Annotated in this window: 15 protein-coding genes; 4 read left to right on the top strand and 11 right to left on the bottom strand. The window is 55.4% G+C overall.

The features are described 5' to 3' along the window. Positions 1-10: 10 nt before the first annotated feature. The 5 genes from KVT34_RS16970 to KVT34_RS16950 all read right to left on the bottom strand — a co-directional run bounded on the left by KVT34_RS16970 (position 11) and on the right by KVT34_RS16950 (position 5,566). Positions 11-925 (bottom strand): carbohydrate ABC transporter permease, encoded by a 915-nt coding sequence (locus KVT34_RS16970; RefSeq protein WP_254634933.1) that lies wholly within the window; start codon positions 923-925, stop codon positions 11-13. Next, a complete protein-coding gene (locus tag KVT34_RS16965; RefSeq protein ID WP_217560000.1) occupies positions 926-1,870 on the bottom strand; it encodes a carbohydrate ABC transporter permease in 945 nt (314 codons plus the stop codon). A 181-nt stretch (positions 1,871-2,051) separates the two neighbouring features. Continuing rightward, a complete protein-coding gene (locus tag KVT34_RS16960) occupies positions 2,052-3,314 on the bottom strand; it encodes an ABC transporter substrate-binding protein (protein WP_217559999.1) in 1,263 nt (420 codons plus the stop codon). A 368-nt stretch (positions 3,315-3,682) separates the two neighbouring features. Continuing rightward, positions 3,683-4,984 (bottom strand): alpha-glucosidase/alpha-galactosidase, encoded by a 1,302-nt coding sequence (gene melA / locus KVT34_RS16955; RefSeq protein WP_217559998.1) that lies wholly within the window; start codon positions 4,982-4,984, stop codon positions 3,683-3,685. 147 nt (positions 4,985-5,131) lie between these two features. Then, positions 5,132-5,566: a disulfide oxidoreductase gene (locus KVT34_RS16950; protein ID WP_042230941.1), complete on the bottom strand. Its 435-nt coding sequence runs from the start codon at positions 5,564-5,566 to the stop codon at positions 5,132-5,134. A gap of 104 nt (positions 5,567-5,670) precedes the next feature. On the opposite strand from KVT34_RS16950, the gene KVT34_RS16945 reads away from it, so the two are divergent. Continuing rightward, positions 5,671-6,531, top strand: coding sequence for an AraC family transcriptional regulator (locus KVT34_RS16945; RefSeq protein WP_217559996.1), 861 nt, complete (start codon positions 5,671-5,673; stop codon positions 6,529-6,531). Then, positions 6,509-7,216 (top strand): GNAT family N-acetyltransferase, encoded by a 708-nt coding sequence (locus KVT34_RS16940; protein WP_254634932.1) that lies wholly within the window; start codon positions 6,509-6,511, stop codon positions 7,214-7,216. The genes KVT34_RS16945 and KVT34_RS16940 overlap by 23 nt, the downstream gene beginning before the upstream one ends. A gap of 243 nt (positions 7,217-7,459) precedes the next feature. On the opposite strand, the gene KVT34_RS16935 is transcribed toward KVT34_RS16940, so the two are convergent. The 3 genes from KVT34_RS16935 to KVT34_RS16925 all read right to left on the bottom strand — a co-directional run bounded on the left by KVT34_RS16935 (position 7,460) and on the right by KVT34_RS16925 (position 10,665). Continuing rightward, the gene (locus tag KVT34_RS16935; RefSeq protein WP_217559995.1) at positions 7,460-8,773 is read right to left on the bottom strand and encodes an ABC transporter substrate-binding protein; all 1,314 of its coding nucleotides are present in this window, start codon (positions 8,771-8,773) and stop codon (positions 7,460-7,462) included. Between the two features lie 174 nt (positions 8,774-8,947). After that, on the bottom strand, positions 8,948-9,784 hold the full coding sequence (locus KVT34_RS16930) for a carbohydrate ABC transporter permease (protein WP_217559994.1): 837 nt from the start codon (positions 9,782-9,784) through the stop codon (positions 8,948-8,950). After that, complete coding sequence (locus KVT34_RS16925) at positions 9,781-10,665, bottom strand: carbohydrate ABC transporter permease (protein ID WP_217559993.1); 885 nt, start codon at positions 10,663-10,665, stop codon at positions 9,781-9,783. The genes KVT34_RS16930 and KVT34_RS16925 overlap by 4 nt, the downstream gene beginning before the upstream one ends. Positions 10,666-10,904: 239 nt before the next feature. On the opposite strand from KVT34_RS16925, the gene KVT34_RS16920 reads away from it, so the two are divergent. After that, the gene (locus KVT34_RS16920; RefSeq protein WP_217559992.1) at positions 10,905-12,722 is read left to right on the top strand and encodes a cache domain-containing sensor histidine kinase; all 1,818 of its coding nucleotides are present in this window, start codon (positions 10,905-10,907) and stop codon (positions 12,720-12,722) included. Beyond that, a complete protein-coding gene (locus KVT34_RS16915) occupies positions 12,719-14,344 on the top strand; it encodes a response regulator (protein ID WP_217559991.1) in 1,626 nt (541 codons plus the stop codon). Before KVT34_RS16920 ends, KVT34_RS16915 begins: the two co-directional genes overlap by 4 nt. A gap of 131 nt (positions 14,345-14,475) precedes the next feature. Here KVT34_RS16915 and KVT34_RS16910 read toward each other — a convergent pair whose 3' ends face one another. From KVT34_RS16910 to mnmH, 3 genes are all read right to left on the bottom strand, one after another. After that, positions 14,476-14,817: a YtxH domain-containing protein gene (locus KVT34_RS16910; RefSeq protein WP_217559990.1), complete on the bottom strand. Its 342-nt coding sequence runs from the start codon at positions 14,815-14,817 to the stop codon at positions 14,476-14,478. A 189-nt stretch (positions 14,818-15,006) separates the two neighbouring features. Beyond that, positions 15,007-15,528, bottom strand: coding sequence for a DUF948 domain-containing protein (locus KVT34_RS16905; protein ID WP_217559989.1), 522 nt, complete (start codon positions 15,526-15,528; stop codon positions 15,007-15,009). Between the two features lie 191 nt (positions 15,529-15,719). Further along, positions 15,720-16,790, bottom strand: coding sequence for a tRNA 2-selenouridine(34) synthase MnmH (gene mnmH / locus KVT34_RS16900; RefSeq protein WP_217559987.1), 1,071 nt, complete (start codon positions 16,788-16,790; stop codon positions 15,720-15,722). Positions 16,791-16,815: the final 25 nt, after the last annotated feature.

Here is a 16,815-nt window from a genome sequence, read left to right as displayed (position 1 = left end):
CACAAACCCATTATTTAAAACCCGAAAGCGTGGAACCGGCTTTCATAAAATATTTTTGCCCGAAAAAATACAAGACGACCATCGGAATCGTAAAAATGGCGGAAGCGGCCATCAGCAGCTCCCATTGGGCGCCGTGATCCTGAAGAAACCCCTGCAGCCCGACCGTTATGGTCCATTTCGTATTGTCGTTCAAATAAATGAGGGGCCCCATAAAATCGGTGTATGTCCCGACGAACGTGAACAGGGCGATCGTCATCAGCGGCGGCTTCAGCAGCGGAACGATGATCTGCCCGTACGTCCGCAGCTCGGACGCGCCATCCATTTTGGCCGCCTCGCACAGTTCGCCCGGAATTCCCATCATAAACTGGCGCAGCAGGAAAATGTAAAACGGGGCGCCGAAAAAGCTGCCGATCGTCAGAGGCAGGAACGTATTGATCCAGCCCAGCTTCGCGAAAATGATATAGACCGGAATCATCTGAACTTGGGCCGGCAAAATCATGGTCGCCACGACAAGTGAAAAGATAATTCCCCTTCCGCGCCACGGGATTTTCGTAATGGAATAGGCGACAAGCGGAGCAGAGAAGAGCTGACCGGCAATATTGACCGCGCACAACAGCAGCGTATTGCCCATGTACAGGAAGAACGGAATCGATCCGATGGCGTTTCCGTAGTTGCTCCACTGCCACTTCTCCGGGAAAAAGGCGGGCGGAACCTGGAAGATTTCCGACGGGTTCTTAAGCGAAGTCAGAAGCAGCCAAATGAACGGAAACAGGAAAACAAGGCCAAGCAGAGACAGCGCCGCATGCGGCAGGATCGTCCTGCGGAGTACGAGCAGCGGGCGCCTGCGCCTGTTCTTGGGCATCCCGGCAGGCGTGCCCGGCAAGACGTTCAACCCGCCCCCTTGAAGGTTCGTGGAAGTTTCCATTCAATCACCTCCGTAATACACCCAGCGGGCGGACGTTTTCAGCACGAGTACGGTCATAAGGACGACGATGACGAACAGAATCCAGGCCAAGGCAGACGCGTAGCCCATTTTCAGGTACATGAAGGCGGTCTGATACAAGTAAACGGCGTAAAACATCAGGGAATGATCCGGTCCCCCCAAGGCGCCGCCCTGGTTGCCTCCCGTCAGAATGAACGATTCCGTAAAGATCTGAAACGACCCGATGAGGCCCATAATGAGCTGAAAAAGAAGGACCGGAGAAAGACCCGGCAGCGTAATGTGCCAGAACCGGCGCCATACACTCGCCCCGTCGATCGAGGCCGCTTCGTAAAACTGCTGGGGAATTCCCTGCAGCGCCGCCAGAAAGATGAGTGATCCCGCACCGGAGCCCCACAGTCCCATCAGGATGAGAGAAGGTTTCGTATAACGCGGATCGAGCAGCCAGGCCGGATCGGGAAGATGCAGCGACCGGAGCAGCATGTTGATCAGCCCGTAGTCCGGATTAAGCAGCCACGTCCAGAGGATCGCGCTTGCCACTACCGGGATCACCGCCGGCAAATAATAGACCGTCCGGTAAAAAGCGATCCCCTTCACCTTGACGTTCAGCAGCAGGGCGATCAGCAGCGAACTGAGAAGCCCGATCGGCATGGAGATAAACGCCATGAAGAACGTATTGCGCAGCGATTTGTAGAACGTCTCGTCTTTTAAAATCTCCGTGTAATTTTGCAGGCCTACCCACTGGGGGGAGTTGAATAAATCATAGCTAGTAAAGCTGAAATACAAGGAGCCGAAAAACGGATACACGGTAAACGCGAGAAATCCGACGATCCAGGGCAAAGCAAAAGCCGTACCGACCCAGAAATCCCGTCTGGCTTTGCGGGAACGCATAGGGCGGCCGGTGCGGGCATTCAGCGTATCGGTGCTCATGACGGATCTCCTTTCGGAAAATCGGCCTCCCGCCTGTCTGGAGGCGGAGCGGCCGGAATAGCGCCGCCCCGGTCCTCGACTGACAGGCGGAGGCGGCTACATCGTGCACAATCGCAACAACAACGTCCACACTAAGTAAGCGTTTGCAAATATTGAGCACAAGTCCCGCTTTACTTGCAAATTATTTCCCGACCAACGGCTGAATTTTATCCTTGATCTGTTTAAGCCCTTCGTCCACTCCGACCTTTCCCCGGAGAATGTCGTTGTACTTTTTCGTAATTTCGTCCATATATTCGTTCATAAAAGGGAGCGTCGGAAACGATTTGAGATTCGGACTCTTGGCATATTCGGTGTATTCCTTGAAGCCCGGAACACTGTCGTACGTCTTATCGTCGAGCGACGAAAGCCGGGTCGGCAGGTTGCCGAGCGCAGCCGTGAATTTCACCATCTGCTGCTTCTCCGTCAGCCACTTCAGGAACGTCCAGGACTGGTCCGGATGCTTGGCGCCCTTGGGGATGTAAAAAACGCTGGTGGCGATGCTGCCGGCGTTTTTCAGCTCCGGTTTATCCTCGCTGTAAGGGATGGGCGCGATGCCGTAGTTCAGCCCCGGCGCATACTGCTTAATAAACGTCGGCAGCCATTCCCCATCCAGGGCCATCGCGTATTTTCCCGAGAAAAACGGGTTCTGCGAAGACTGGTACTTGCCGAGGGAAGCCGAGAAACGATCGAGGTTTTCCGTACCGTACTTATCCCACAGCTCTTTGGAAAGCAGGATCGCCTGCTTAAAGCCCGGATCATCCGGCGTGACTTCCTTCTTATCCGGATCCCAGAACTTGCCGCCGAACACTTGCGTAAAAGTATATGCATCCGCTCCGGGCCATAAACCCAGTCGGTCGAGCCTTCCGCCTTCCTGGACAACGCTTAATTTTTGCGCGTACGTTTTCAGTTCGGCGATCGTTTTGGGCGGGCCGTCGAAACCCGCTTCCTTCAGGAGATCTTTGTTGTAATACAGCATGCTGAAATGCATCGCAATCGGGAGCGCATAGGTTTTGCCTTCGTATTGGGATGTGGACAGTGCGGAGGGAATAAAATCGGCAAGATCGACCTGGTCTTTCTTGATGTAATCGTCTAGGGGAATCATCGCGCCTTTCACGCCCCAGGAAGCGACGTTCTGGCCGAATTGGGAAGCGAGATCGGGGGGATTTCCGCCGGTAATGGCGGTCAGCTGCTTCTGGTAGTCACTCTGGCTGAGGCCTTTCACTTTGATGCCGTCATGGGTGTCGTTAAATTCCTTGATCAGTTTCTCCAGCGCTTCGGCTTCCGGTCCGGTCCAGCCGTACCAGAAGTTAAGCTCCGTCTTTCCGCCGCCGACTGCGGAACACCCCGACAGGGCGGCCGCCGACGCCATAACGGCAGCCAGCATACCCGCTGTGAATTTACGCATACCTGGACCTCCTCGTGAATAAGTGAACGTGATCCTTCCAGCATGGCGAATCCTTTATGCAGTTTTCGGCCTCCTTTTCACAACGCTCGAACTTAAGATGGGGTTATCATAGCACCCTTAAATTGAAAAGGAAACAACTTTTTTTATTATAATTTTGGGCGGAAATAATTTTCAAAATAACGTCGAAAGAAGCCTCCGGAAATGAATACCCGGACATCTGGCGCTAAGCTAAAAGGGGGACTTCAGGAGGAGAGCCGCTGCGGATTTTTGCCAAACGGTCGGAGAGTGTGTCGGAAACTATTTTTTGCCCGAAAAAAAAGGACCGGAATTCATGGAAAAGAATTTCGGTCCCTTGTTCTCTGTCGGGATCAGGATGTATAGGCAGGGAGCCAGTCTCCGTGCGCTTCTATCAGCTCGTCGCAGAGGGCCACGATATCGTCGATCGAGAGTTCCGCGGACGTGTGGGGGTCCAGCAGCGCCGCATGATAAATATGCTCCTTCTTACGGGTCACGGCCGCTTCTATCGTCAGCAGTTGGGTGTTGATATTCGTGCGGTTCAGCGCCGCCAGTTGAGGAGGCAGATCGCCGATGTACGTTGGCGTAATGCCGCTGGCGTCGACCAGACACGGCACTTCCACGCAGGCTTCCTTCGGCAGATTGGTGATCAGGCCGGTATTCATCACATTGCCTCCGATCTTGTACGGAACGTTCGTCTCCATCGCTTCGATCATGTAGGAAGCGTATTCGCCGGACCGCTTGTGCTCCAGCTGCGGGTTGTTGACCAGCTCCGCACGAAGATTTTTCCAACGCTCGATCTGGTTCACGCATCTGCGGGGATATTCGTCCAGCGGAATGTTGAACTTCTCGATCAGTTCGGGGTAATTCCGTTTGATGAAATACGGATGATACTCCGCGTTGTGCTCGGACGACTCCGTTACATAGTAACCGAACCGGAACATCAGCTCGAACCGTACCATGTCGTGATGTTTTTCTTTCTGTTTTTCCTTCGCCAACCGCTTGATTTCGGGATATAAATCTTTGCCGTCCTTCGTCACTTCAAGCAGCCAGGCCATGTGGTTAATGCCGGCGATTTTGGACTGAACGCCTTCGGGATCGATGCCCAGCTGCCTGAACATAGACGGAACGCAAGCCTGGACGCTGTGGCACAGGCCGACCGTTTTGACGCCGCCATGCGTATTGAGCACGTTCGTCAGCACGGCCATCGGATTCGTGTAGTTAAAGAACCAGGCGTCCGGGCACACTTCCCGGATGTCCCGGGCGAAATCGAGCACGACCGGGATCGTGCGCAGATTGCGGAAGATTCCGCCGATCCCGACCGTATCGGCAATTGTCTGGCGCAGGCCGTACTTCTTCGGAATTTCAAAATCCGTAATCGTACACGGATCGTATCCGCCGACCTGAATCGCGTTAATGACCACCTTAGCTCCGCGGAGCGCTTCCTTGCGGTCGCTGTATGCCTTGATCCGGCACTTGCTGCCTACGGTGTTTTTGATATGGTTCAGCATCGTCTCGGAATCGCGCAGCCGCTCCCCGTCAATATCGAACAAGGCGAGCTCATAGCCCTGCAGCGCCTCCGTTACCATGCAGTCCCCCAATATATTTTTGGCGAACACCGTGCTGCCCGCGCCCATGAACGTGATTTTGGACATCGCTTCTCATCTCCCGACTAAAAAAGTGGAATGCCTATACCTAGCACTATACCGTCTTAAGTCGGCACCGCACATGGAGACATCCCACTTTCGTATGGAGATTTGTAGTGTGAACTTTTGCAGACCGCTAAACCCGAACGGCCCGCCTTATCTTTCTTTGCGCATTTGGACCCACAGAAGGCCGAGAATCACAGTGATCAGCGTAAAAGCCGTGAAGGCCAGCAGCGGGATCGTAATAAACCCGAGCCAGTCGATGTAATCCTGATCGCATGCGACGATGCCGCATTTGGAAGCTGCCTCTTTAAACAGAGACGTTTTTTGCATAAGATAGTGGTAAAGGGAAATTCCCATCCCCCAGACGGAGAACGGCAGCGCGTAAATGACCTGCTTGTTATCCTTGCGCGTTGCGGCGATTCCGAGAATCAGCACGAGCGGGTACATCAGGATACGCTGGTACCAGCACAGCTTGCACGGCGTAAAATCCATAATTTCCGAGAAATAGAGGCTGCCGAGCGTAGCAACCACGGAAATGGCCCAGGCCATGTGAAGGGCGTTATTTTTTAGAAACGAGTTCGATTTCAATACGGTATTGCTCCTCTCCCGGCTCAATCTTGACGTGCATGTTTTATTATAAAAAATGAAGCGTCCGAAGTCTATCGTTCTTCTATCGTGATTGGAGGCTTATCATGCTTAAACCGTTTCACTCTGTGTCGGTCAATCCCTATAACGGCAAAGGAGAGCTGTTCGTCCTGTTCGCGGGTTACGGCCAAACCGCTCCGTGCCACGAAGTCGGTCCGCAGATGCTCGATTACTACCTGATTCACACCGTGGAATCCGGGAAGGGCCGCTTCAGCTGCCTCGGCAAGGAATACGAGCTCGGGCCGGGCGACACCTTCGTGATCTTCCCCGGCGAAGTCGTCACGTACGCCTCCGACAAACGCGACCCGTGGCGTTACAGGTGGATCGGCTTCAAGGGCACCTCCGCCGACGACCTGTTGATCCGCCTCGGCATCACCGCGCAAAGGCCGGTCGTACACGCGGAGGGGCTTCCCCGCCTGCCTGTCTTCCTGCGCCGGGCCGAGCGGGCGCTGCGGGAGGCGGGCCCGGCCTGCGACCTCCAGGCGGAGGGCGAGCTGCGGCTGCTGCTTGCGAAGCTTGCAACGCACGCCGATGTCCCCCGCCGCAGAGGCGAGGAAATCGACGCCGGACGGCAGCAGATCGACCGCGCCGTGAGGTGGCTGCAGCTGCAGTACGCCCAGCCGGTGACCATCGAGCAGCTTGCGCAGCATATGGGCTATCACCGGACGTACTTGTCGAAGCTGTTCCGGCAGCATACGGGCCTCACGCCGACGCAGTTTCTGCTCAAGATCCGGATGGAGCGCGCCAAGCTTCTCATGACGGAGGGCTCGACGATCGAGCAGATCGCCTACTCCGTAGGCTTCTCGGATCCGCTTTATTTCTCGAAACAGTTCAAGAAATGGTTCGGCTGCACGCCTTCCGAATACCGTGGCAAGCACGGGCGGCTTGCCTACGACTGCTCGCGGTAGAGAAGGCGGAGCGAAGCCGGGAAAGAGGCGTAAGTCCGGCTCCTTGCTCACTCACACGATTTTGCGCTCATATAAGCCACTACACAGACAGGAAAGGAATCCAGAAACTATGAATCGCACTTCCCTGCTCTCCCCGGGCGACCGCTTCGAAACCGGCCGCCTGTACCTCCGGCTGTTAGCGCCGGAGGATGCTCCCGCGCTGCTGGACTACCGGCAGCGCAACCGCGCCGAGCACGCTCCGTGGGAGCCCGTGCGCGGCGAAGCGTTCTTCACGGCCGAAGCTCATCAGGCGGCCATCCGCGGATTCGAAGACGAATCCGCGACCGACCGCGCTTACAGCTTCGGCGTGTTCCATCAGCCGGACGGCCTCCTCATCGGAACGGTCCGGCTGAGCCACATCGGCCGCGGTCCATTCCAGAACGCGTACGTCGGCTACAGCATCGACGCGGCGTACGGCGGCCGCGGCCTGATGACCGAGGCGCTGCGCGAATGCCTGCGCATCGCCTTCGGCCCCCTCGGCCTGCACCGGGTGCAGGCCGCGATCATCCCCCGCAACGCGCGTTCGCTGCGCGTGGCGGAGAAATGCGGCTTCGTGCGGATCGGCCTCAGTCCGCGATATTTGAACATCGCCGGCGTGTGGGAGGATCACATCTTGTTTGCGCTTACAAGTGAGGATTTCGAATAACTCCGTATGGAGCTTTCCTACGATGATACATACATTTTTTTCTAGTTATACTGCAATTATCATACAAAAACGGACAAGTTTCAAGCGTTTGTCGGAGCTCTCTCCCTTATATGAGACTGGCGAAAATTTTCCTCCTTTCTCCTTTTCATGAACGCAAAAATCGTATGTTTATCCGTTCCTGAAAAGCACATAAAAAAGCCCGGTCATCCGTCTAAAGGGATGCCGGGCTTTTCTCGTATTTCATTATTTCTTCAAGCTGTCCCAAGCTTTCTGGAAGTCTTGAAGCATTTGATCTTTGCTGAGCTGCTTGCCTACATAACCCTGCATGGTGTCGCCGAACTTCTTGGAAGTCGCTTCGCCGCCAGGGAATTTGAACCAGTTCCAGGAAAGCGTTTTGCCGTCTTTCGCGTATTTCATAATGTCGGCGGCAAGAGGGCCCACGACTTTTTCATCCACGGAGATGGTTTTGAAAGCCGGAATGAACTTGAATTCGTTGGTGATATACTTTTTACCCATATCGGACGTTACGAGCCAGTTCAGGAACTTTTTCGCCTCATCCTTGTTCGGGGAGTTCTTGTTGATAACCCAGTTGTTCGGCACGCCCACGAGCAGCTTGTCGTTAGCGGCGGCATCGTCAGAGATCGGCATCGGAAGGAAGCCGATGTTGATGTTCGGGTTCGTCTTGGAAATTTGAACCTGCGTCCAGTTGCCCTGCTGCGTCATAGCGGCTTTACCGGTTGCAAACTCCGTCACTTGCGTGTTGTAGTCGGTTTGCAGAGGGTTTTTGTTGCCGTATTTAAGCGTCAGGTCAAACAGCTTCACCCAGTTGTCGAACACGGCATTGCCCGGTATTTTTTGCGAGCCGTCGTTCAGGCCTTTAATGAATTTGTCGGGGTCCGGCTGGTTTGCAAACGGAACGTTCACGAAGTGATTGCCGAGTACCCACCACTCGCCGTAGCCGTTCACGAATGGCGTAATGCCTGCCGCCTGGAGCTTCTTGGCCGCGTCTTCCAGCTGTGTCAGAGTCTTCGGAAGCTCGGTGATTCCGGCTTTCTGGAACAGATCTTTGTTGTAGATATAGCCGTAGCCTTCCAGGCCTACCGGCATGCCGTAAATTTTGCCGTCTTTGGAAATCGGATCGCCTGCGCCCTGCGCCAGATCTTTTACCCACGGCTGATCGGACAGATCTTCCAGATGCTCCTGCCAGACGTCGAGGTCGGAGTTACCGCCGTTGTTGAAAATGTCGGGCTTGTCGCCGGAGTTGAATTTCGCTTTCAGCGCCGCGCCGTAGTCCGCGCCGCCGCCGACCGTCTGAACTTCGATTTTGACGCCGGTTTCTTTTTCGTACTCGGCAATCAGCTTCGAAAGCGCCTCGGCGATTTCCACTTTAAACTGGAACATTTTCAGCGTGACATTCTTCTTCTCGCCGCCTGCCGCGGGGGAACCCGACGGAGATGCTCCTCCTTGCCCCTGGTCTTTACTGCCGCAGCCTGCGAGCAAGCCGCCTACGAGAGCGGTGGTGAGACCTACCGCGATCCATTTTTTATTTGTGGTCATGAAAGAAAACCTCCCTTTTCTGATGCAAACCTTGGTTTGGTTGTATAAGCGTGACCTAGCGGTGCTGCTCTATGCGGTAAACCCCGGTAATCGGGATAATCGCCGTTCTCAGGTGATGCGAAAACTGTTTGCCTGGCGAAAAGTACCGGTTTCGGCCGAAGTTAAGCCGGATGCTCAGCCTTTGACCGAGCCTGCCGTGATGCCTTCGATGATGTGCTTTTGCAGCAGCAGGAAGAAAACGATGATCGGCAGGACGCCCAGGGTCAGCGCCGCCATGGCGAGATCCCACTGTTTCGTGTACTGGCCGAAGAACGCGTAAGTCGCAAGCGGAATCGTATGCAGCTTCGTGTTCGTCAGAACGAGGGACGGAAGCAGATAATCGTTCCAGATCCATAAGCTGTTGAGCAGAATCACGGTTACCGCGATCGGCTTCAGCAGCGGGAATACGATCCGCCAAAAAATGCTGAACCATCCGCAGCCGTCCACCGTAGCCGATTCCTCGATTTCCTTCGGAATGCTTTTGATAAACCCGTGGAACAGGAAGACGTTCAGGGAGACCCCGAAGCCGAAGTAGCAGACGACAAGTCCGAGCCGGCTGTCCATCAACCCCAGGTTGTTCGCAACCTTCACCAGGGGAATCATAATGGACTGGAACGGGATGACCATGGCCGCCACGAACAGCAGGAACAGCACATTGTTCAGCTTAGAGGGCTTGCGCACGAACCGGTAAGCCGACATGGAGGCGAAGATAACGAGTCCGATGTTCGACAGCACCGTAATCATCAGCGAGTTGCCCATCACTTGCGGGAAGTGGATGATATCCACGACTCGGGAGTAATTGTCCAGGCTGAACGACTTCGGAAGCGAAGCCGTATTTTGCAGCAGCTCCGCAAACGGTTTAAACGAATTTACGAGTACGAAGTAGAACGGGACCAGGAATAGGATGCCCAGTAAAGCCGTAAGAACTTCCAGAATAAAGGTCCCCGACGTATATTTGCTACCGCTGCTCATGATTCCACCTCTTTCCGCTTGGTGTAGGAAACCTGGATGAGGGAGATCAAAGCGACCACGAAGAAGAAAATCAATGCTTTCGCGGTACCGAGGCCGAGCCGGTTATTCCGGAACGCTTCCTGGTAAATGTTCAGCGCTACCGATTCCGTGGAGTTGAACGGACCCCCTTTGGTCAGGGACAAGTTCAGGTCGAACATTTTGAACGCCCAGGAGATCGTCAGGAACAAACAGACGGTAAAGGCCGGCATAATCAGCGGCATCGTCACGCTGCGCAGCAGCTGCCATCTTCCCGCTCCGTCGATCGTGGCCGCTTCCATCAGGTCTTTGGGCACATTGGCCAGCGCCGCGATGTAGATGACCATCAGGTACCCGGCTCCCTGCCATACCGATACGATGACGATTCCCCAGAAGGCCGTAGGCGCGTCGCCCAGCCAGGGAAGATTAAAGAACGAGATTCCCGTCATCTCCCCGATCGAGGCGAAGCCTTTTACGAAAATAAACTGCCAGATAAAGCCGAGCAGCAGCCCCCCGATAACGTTCGGCATAAAGAACACGGTCCGCAGAACGTTGCGCGTTTTGAACGCTTTCGTCAGGAGCAGAGCCAGGACAAACCCGACCAGGTTCGTTAAAATAATCATGGCTACCGAAAACCGGATCGTGAACCAGAAGGCGTTATGGAAATCGGTATCCTCGAAAATGATCCGTTTGAAGTTGTCCAAACCGATAAATTTGACCCCTTCGCTGACTCCGTTCCATTCCGTAAAAGCGTAATAAAGGCTCATCAGAAACGGAACGACGACAATCAAGGTGAAGAATAGAAGTGCCGGTCCGACAAATACCCATTGCTGAAGCCAGTCGTGCGTTTTGGAGCGAGTAGTCAAGATTTCCCTCCCCCTTTCTAGTGCAATCGCTTTCAAATGTGTCTTTTTTTGATTTATACTGTGATTGTAATGCAGTTTAATGACGTTAAACACACCTTAAATTGCTCCTTTGGTGGACTATTTTGCGCTTGGGGCAAAACTTTCGCCCGTGTATTTGCACGCCGGGCATCCTGATGTACACTTACTATGCCGACAAGAAGCCGGCATGACCACAAAGCAGCGACAGGGGGGGAATTGCGATGCGGTCCAGACTCCGCAACAAGCTCATCGCCTTTATTCTGGCGGCTACGATCCTGCCGATCGCGACTTCTATTCTCGTCTCTCACTTCTATACGCAGTCCAAGCTGGAAGACAAAGCGATCCGGGACAATCTGAATCTGATTCACCAGGGAAAGCTCAATCTGGATACGTACCTCCAGAGCGTCGAGCAGAACATGAAACTTCTCTATCACAATACCGTGATGATGGAAATACTGGAGAACCGGACAGACAACTTCTTTTCCGAATCCCGTCTGTTTCTGACGGAGCAGGAAGTTTTACGCTCCATGCAGACGTTGAAATATGCGTCGCAGGATGTCCGCCAGGTTTACTTATATGTGGAACAAGCGCGCAAATCGTATCTTTTATCGGAAAACAGGCTCGTCCGGACGGATCAGGGAGCCGCTCCCTTCAAACCGGATATCCGCCGGGAAGAAAGCCGGATTACGCCTCCCCACCCCATGTCCGCCTACGGCAAGCAGTTCTTTATCTACTCGTCCGGAGACGTATTCACCTACCAGACGGCTTTGACCAACATCGTGGACAATATTCCGCTCGGTTCTCTGTCCCTGGATTTCTCGCCCGACACGATCAAAGCGATCTGTGACGAGCTTTACACCAAAGGCAGCGAGGAACTTTATATTATCGGGCCGTCCGGCGAAATTATGTACCAGGCCCATCCCGATCCGGAAGGAAGCAAGAAACCCGTGCCGTGGCTCCAGGAGCTGAACCAGTCGGCCTCCCGCACGGAACGCGGTTACTTCCGTTCGGAGGATGCTTCCTACAACGGCATTCATATTTACGAAACCATCCATGCGCCCGGAGGGAGCTGGCTTCTCGTCAAAGGGGTTCCGGATTCCGTTCTTTACAAAAGTCAGCGGGAACTTACCGGCATATGGACGCTCGTCGGCGTTATTTTTCTGGGACTCGCAACCGTCGTGACGATCTATGTCTCCCTGCGGATGACCGCCCCCATCTCCGCGCTGATCGGCTATATGAACAAAATCGAGTCCGGGAACATGAACGTGGACATCCGGGTCAAAGCCGACGACGAGCTCGGCATACTCGCCAGACGCTTCCGTTCGATGATGCACACCATCAATGAATTGATTCTCCGGGAATATAAGCTGGAAGTCGCGAATAAAACGAATGAGCTTAAGGCGCTGCAGGCCCAGATTAACCCGCATTTCATCAACAATGCGCTGCAGTCGATCGCGGCCCGTTCTCTCCAGAAGGGAGACCGCGAGGTGTATTCCCTTATTTCTTCGCTCGGCAAAATGATGCGGTACAGCATGAAAACGGAAGAAACGATCGTTCCGTTAAAAAGCGAATGGGACTATGCGAAGTCCTATATTAAGCTTCAAAAACAGCGTTTCCGGGACCAGTTTGAAGCGGAAATGGAGCTCGAACCCGGTCTGGAATCGATTCTGGTGCCCAAAATGGTCATCCAGCCGCTTGTCGAAAACTATTTCAAACACGGATTCGACGGCAGCCGGAGCGATAACATCGTCCGCATCGTATGCCGCTCCATCGGTGACCGCAGCCTGCTTCACATCGAAGTCTCCGATAACGGATTCGGCATTGGAGAAGACAAACTGACGGCGCTGCGCGCGGACCTGGAAGCCTGTATGGCGGAAATGGGCGAGCCCGGAAACCATATCGGCCTGGCAAACGTGCTTTCCCGTCTGAAGCTTTATTACCGGGAGCAGACCACCATGGAAATTGGCCGCGGAGAAGACGGCGGTTTCCGCGTCTTGCTGACGATACCGATTATGCAGGAAGAAGGTGAACCTGAATGAAGGCGCTCATCATTGATGACGAGGCTCACGTCCGCGAGACAATCCGGCTGCTCGTGGACTGGGGGCAGTACGATATTACCGAAGTGCTGGAGGCTTCATCAGGCGAGGAAGGCATCCGGCTGATGACTGCCGAGAAACCCCAGCTTGTCTTTACCGACATCATGATGCCGGGCTTGACGGGGCTTGACGTGCTCAGCCGGATCGCCGAAAGCGGCATTCCGACCAAAGCGATCGTCATCAGCGGCTATGACGATTTCACTTACGTGCGCAGCGCCCTCCAGTTCGGCAGCTTCGATTACTTGCTGAAGCCGATCGACGAGGAGGAGCTGGAGGAAGCGGTCGGACGGGCTGTCTCGGCGTGGCGCAGCGAAGAGAACGAACGCGCCCAGCGGCTGCAGTCGGAGACCAAAGCGAACCTGTACAAACCGATGCTGGCCGACAAGAGCTTCGTCCAGCTGCTGCTCGATCCCGAGCAGTATCCCCTTCACGCGGAAACGCTGGAGCGTGAATTCGGCATCGGCCGGGATCAGAAGCAGGTGCTCGCCGCCGTCGTCTCCCTCCAGCCGCTGGATGCGAGACTGCAGGCGAAGTTCGAAAGCGCGATGGATCTGCTCTTGTTTGCGGTCACGAACATATGCAGCGAATTTATGAGCAAAAGCAATCTCGGCCTCGCGTTCCGCCACTGGCACCGTCATGCGGCCGTTCTGCTCTTCTTCGACCGCTTCCATCAGGCGGGCGCGATCCTGGAAGAGATCAACGCGGGCCTCTATGCCGCCCTGCGCGGGCACTTCCACCTCGGCTACGGAACGGTCCAGCCGTTTCCCTCCGGGATTCAGCGCACGTTCCACGAAGCGGAGACGGCCCTTCAGCTGCGCAACCTCCGGGAGCAGGATATCTTCCTGCATCCCTATCACGTGCGCAGGCAAGCCCTCGGCACTCTGCAGGCGCCGCTGGCCGCGCGCGAGGACGAGCTGACGCTGGCGGTCCGGATGAACGACTTGGCGGGCATCCGCCGCGTGCTGGAGCAGTGGGAGCTGCAGATCCGCAAGCTCCCGTATATCCACACCCGCCAGCTGGAAATGTGGTGGCAGGAGTTCACCCTCTTGCACAGCCGGCTGCTGCTGGAGAATGAGGTCGATGAGGACGGCGAGGAACAGCTCGGCGCGGCGGACGACTTGTCTTTCTGCCTGCCGCTTGACGAGCACGGAAAGCCGGACCTGGCTATCTGGACGAAGCGGATGGAATCGATTCTGACGGGCATCGCCCAGTTTCTGCTGCGGGGCGACCGGAATTCGGTCATCCGCAGCATCGAGAAATACGTGCGGCTTCATTACCGCGAACAAATTCTGCTCGACGATTTGTCCGAGAGGTTCCATCTCAGTCCCAGCCATATTTCCCGTTCGTTTAAGACCGAGTTCGGAGAAAATTTATCGGATTACGTGACGCGCCTGCGCATTAACAAAGCCAAGCTGCTGCTGGCCGACCCCGAGCTGAAGATCAATACGGTCGCGGAAGCGGTCGGCTACCAGGACGAGAAATATTTCAGCCGCGCTTTCAAAAAAAGCGAAGGCATCTCCCCGAATCTGTTCCGCAAGCGGAATACTTGCCCGGCAGCGGATTGAAGGGGCGCAGACCGTTCGCGCAAGTGCCTCCTTTCCCCGGTTCCATACCGACATTCCATGGAATCGATCTTTACTTTGTTCCATAAAGAAGCGGCGGCCCGTGATCGGACCGCCGCTGTTCTTTTGCTTTTTTATTTCCCGAGAATGACCAGATCCTGCGCCGCTTCGGAAGCCGCAATTTCCTCCGCAGCCAGCTTGCCGGGAATTTGGCCTTCTCCGCTTTTAATCGAGCGGATTCCTTCCGCCGCGTTGAGCGTGACTTCTTTCGCTTTGCCGACCAGCTCAGTAGTCTTCTCCCCTACGGTACGTGCGATTTCCTGTGTTTTCTCCGACACGTTGGCGGCCTGCGCGGCAATATCCGAGCGCAGCTCCTTGCCCGACTTAGGAGCGAATAGCAGCGCCGTCACCGCGCCCACAACACTTCCGAACAACGCTCCGAATACCAGATCTTTCGTTCTTGTCGAGTTAGCCATTTAGCATCTCTCCTTTAAAATTGGTGGGGGTTTCCGGACCGCGCGAACCTTATCCCGCTGTCCGGCCTTCAGTGCATCCGCTCTCTGCCGATCGGCAGTCTAGCCCTTGCGGAGCGGGGGCGATACGTCGGCGGCCTCGCGGCTTTGGCTTACGGCTCACAACTTCCGGTATCCACGGTTCTGCCGCCTTTACAGACCATCCGGGGAAACGCCGTTTCCCCGCCGGGCCGAAGGCGGAGCGCCTGAATCCCGCGAAGGTTCGGAGGATCCGGCTGCGGCTTCGCTTCCGCTTTTCCGCCATCGTTGCCACAGCTCGATTCCCGCGGCCGTCCAGTCGGCTGCTTCCACAATCCGGTTCTGCCGGGTATGTACAGCCTGCTGTACCTTCAGAACCGACTCCGCCAGCGCGGACGCCGCACCGCCGACAGCTTCCGCGCCTTCATGCAGGGCGGTGCCGAACTTTGCGGCTCCGTCCAGAACACTCCGGGCGGTGCGGAGGTGCGACCGTGTCTCTGCGGCGAGCTCTTTCGTCTCCTCCAGAAGCTCCGCTGTCCGGTCCGCCGTCTCCTCCAGCCGCAGCCGGGACTTTCCGAGCGCTTCCTCCAGCCGGATCAGCGACTGCCGGAACGCCTGCAGCGCCAGTACCGCCTGCCAGACCAGGATCGCAAACGCGATTGCCGCACAGACCGCGGACAATTCGATCCACGTCATCCTTTCGCCACCTCCGCTGTTAGTGTGCCCCCGCTGCGGCTGTCTGTCTTCTAGACGAATGCCCAGGGGATAATACAGTATAAGCGTATCTCCCGTTTTTGACACAGTTTCCGGAAGAAAAATGGAAAAAAACGTGAAAACACCCGTCCATCCCGCTTAAAACGGGAGGAACGGGTGCATAAAACCGATCGTCAGACAGCGTTCGACGACTGAATTTTGGGACGATAGCCCGGGAAGCGTTCTTTGAGCTGGGCCGTAACCAGACGGAAAGCTTCATCCGTATCCGCGGCCTGCAGCGTAACGATTTCCTGCTCATAGTTCTGCGCGGCATGCGCGTAGCGGGGGTCGTAATAATGCTCCAGCATCAGAGCGACCGCCTCGCCAAACCGGTCTTCCTTCAAATACTGCTCAATGGCGGCCGCAATGGGCGAATGGATGCGCTTCTTAATGAGCTGATACGCATCGATACATTCTTCCTTATGCAAAGACGGCTGGTAGTCCGCCAAGATATTGGCCACACGGCGCTCCATCGGAATGTCCAGGAAAAGGGGGATCCCCGCTTCCTTGGCATCGAACAGGAAATCGGGCATGACGACCTTCCCGACGCGTTTGCTCTCGGCTTCCACAAGGACGAAAGGCTGTTCATTGACTTCCATCAGCTCATGGACCAGTCTCGACTCGAACGTCTTCTGGTTGCTGGGACGCAGTCCGATCTGGCCGAAAATAGAGCCGCGGTGCTGTGCCATCGTCTCCAGGTCCAGCACCGGATATCCCGCTTCTTTCAGCTTCTGAAGCAGCTCGGTTTTGCCCGAACCGGTCGGGCCGGCGATCACGACACAGACCGGCTTGAACTCGAACGTTTCCAGCTTTTCATGCGTCCATTTGCGGTAAGAACGGATACCGCCCGACAGCCTGTACATCTGGATTCCCATCAGCGAGGTCACGGTCGCGGCCGTTTTGCTCCGCATGCCCCCGCGCCAGCAGAAGACGGCTTTCTGACCGGGAATTTCTTCGAATTGTTTAATAAATGACGGCAGCTTGGCCGAAAAAATCTCCAGCCCCTTCTCCTTCGCCGCCTGGACGCTGACCTGTTTATAGATGGTGCCGACTTCCTTACGTTCCCCGTTGTCGAACACCGGAATATTTCTGCTTCCAGGGATAGTGAACTCTTCGAATTCTCCCTCCGAGCGCACATCGATCAGCTGGATGCCCCGCTGCTCCTGAAGCTCAAGCAGCTGTTCAACCGTAATATCACGAAACATTGGTGCAAACACTCCTTTGATTTGC

Source organism: Paenibacillus sp. GbtcB18, from assembly GCF_019091125.1.
Lineage (GTDB): Bacteria > Bacillota > Bacilli > Paenibacillales > NBRC-103111 > Paenibacillus_F > Paenibacillus_F chitinolyticus.
Note: the sequence above shows the minus strand (reverse complement) of the source record. Positions and strands in the feature narration are given on the sequence as shown.

Coding starts and splice junctions, on each gene's coding strand:
- KVT34_RS16945 (WP_217559996.1), top strand. CDS start 5,671: ATGCTTAAACCGTTTCACTCTGTGTCGGTCAATCCCTATAACGGCAAA.
- KVT34_RS16910 (WP_217559990.1), bottom strand. CDS start 14,817: ATGGCTAACTCGACAAGAACGAAAGATCTGGTATTCGGAGCGTTGTTC.
- KVT34_RS16970 (WP_254634933.1), bottom strand. CDS start 925: ATGGAAACTTCCACGAACCTTCAAGGGGGCGGGTTGAACGTCTTGCCG.
- KVT34_RS16965 (WP_217560000.1), bottom strand. CDS start 1,870: ATGAGCACCGATACGCTGAATGCCCGCACCGGCCGCCCTATGCGTTCC.
- KVT34_RS16930 (WP_217559994.1), bottom strand. CDS start 9,784: ATGAGCAGCGGTAGCAAATATACGTCGGGGACCTTTATTCTGGAAGTT.
- KVT34_RS16935 (WP_217559995.1), bottom strand. CDS start 8,773: ATGACCACAAATAAAAAATGGATCGCGGTAGGTCTCACCACCGCTCTC.
- KVT34_RS16920 (WP_217559992.1), top strand. CDS start 10,905: ATGCGGTCCAGACTCCGCAACAAGCTCATCGCCTTTATTCTGGCGGCT.
- KVT34_RS16915 (WP_217559991.1), top strand. CDS start 12,719: ATGAAGGCGCTCATCATTGATGACGAGGCTCACGTCCGCGAGACAATC.
- KVT34_RS16960 (WP_217559999.1), bottom strand. CDS start 3,314: ATGCGTAAATTCACAGCGGGTATGCTGGCTGCCGTTATGGCGTCGGCG.
- KVT34_RS16905 (WP_217559989.1), bottom strand. CDS start 15,528: ATGACGTGGATCGAATTGTCCGCGGTCTGTGCGGCAATCGCGTTTGCG.
- melA (WP_217559998.1), bottom strand. CDS start 4,984: ATGTCCAAAATCACGTTCATGGGCGCGGGCAGCACGGTGTTCGCCAAA.
- mnmH (WP_217559987.1), bottom strand. CDS start 16,790: ATGTTTCGTGATATTACGGTTGAACAGCTGCTTGAGCTTCAGGAGCAG.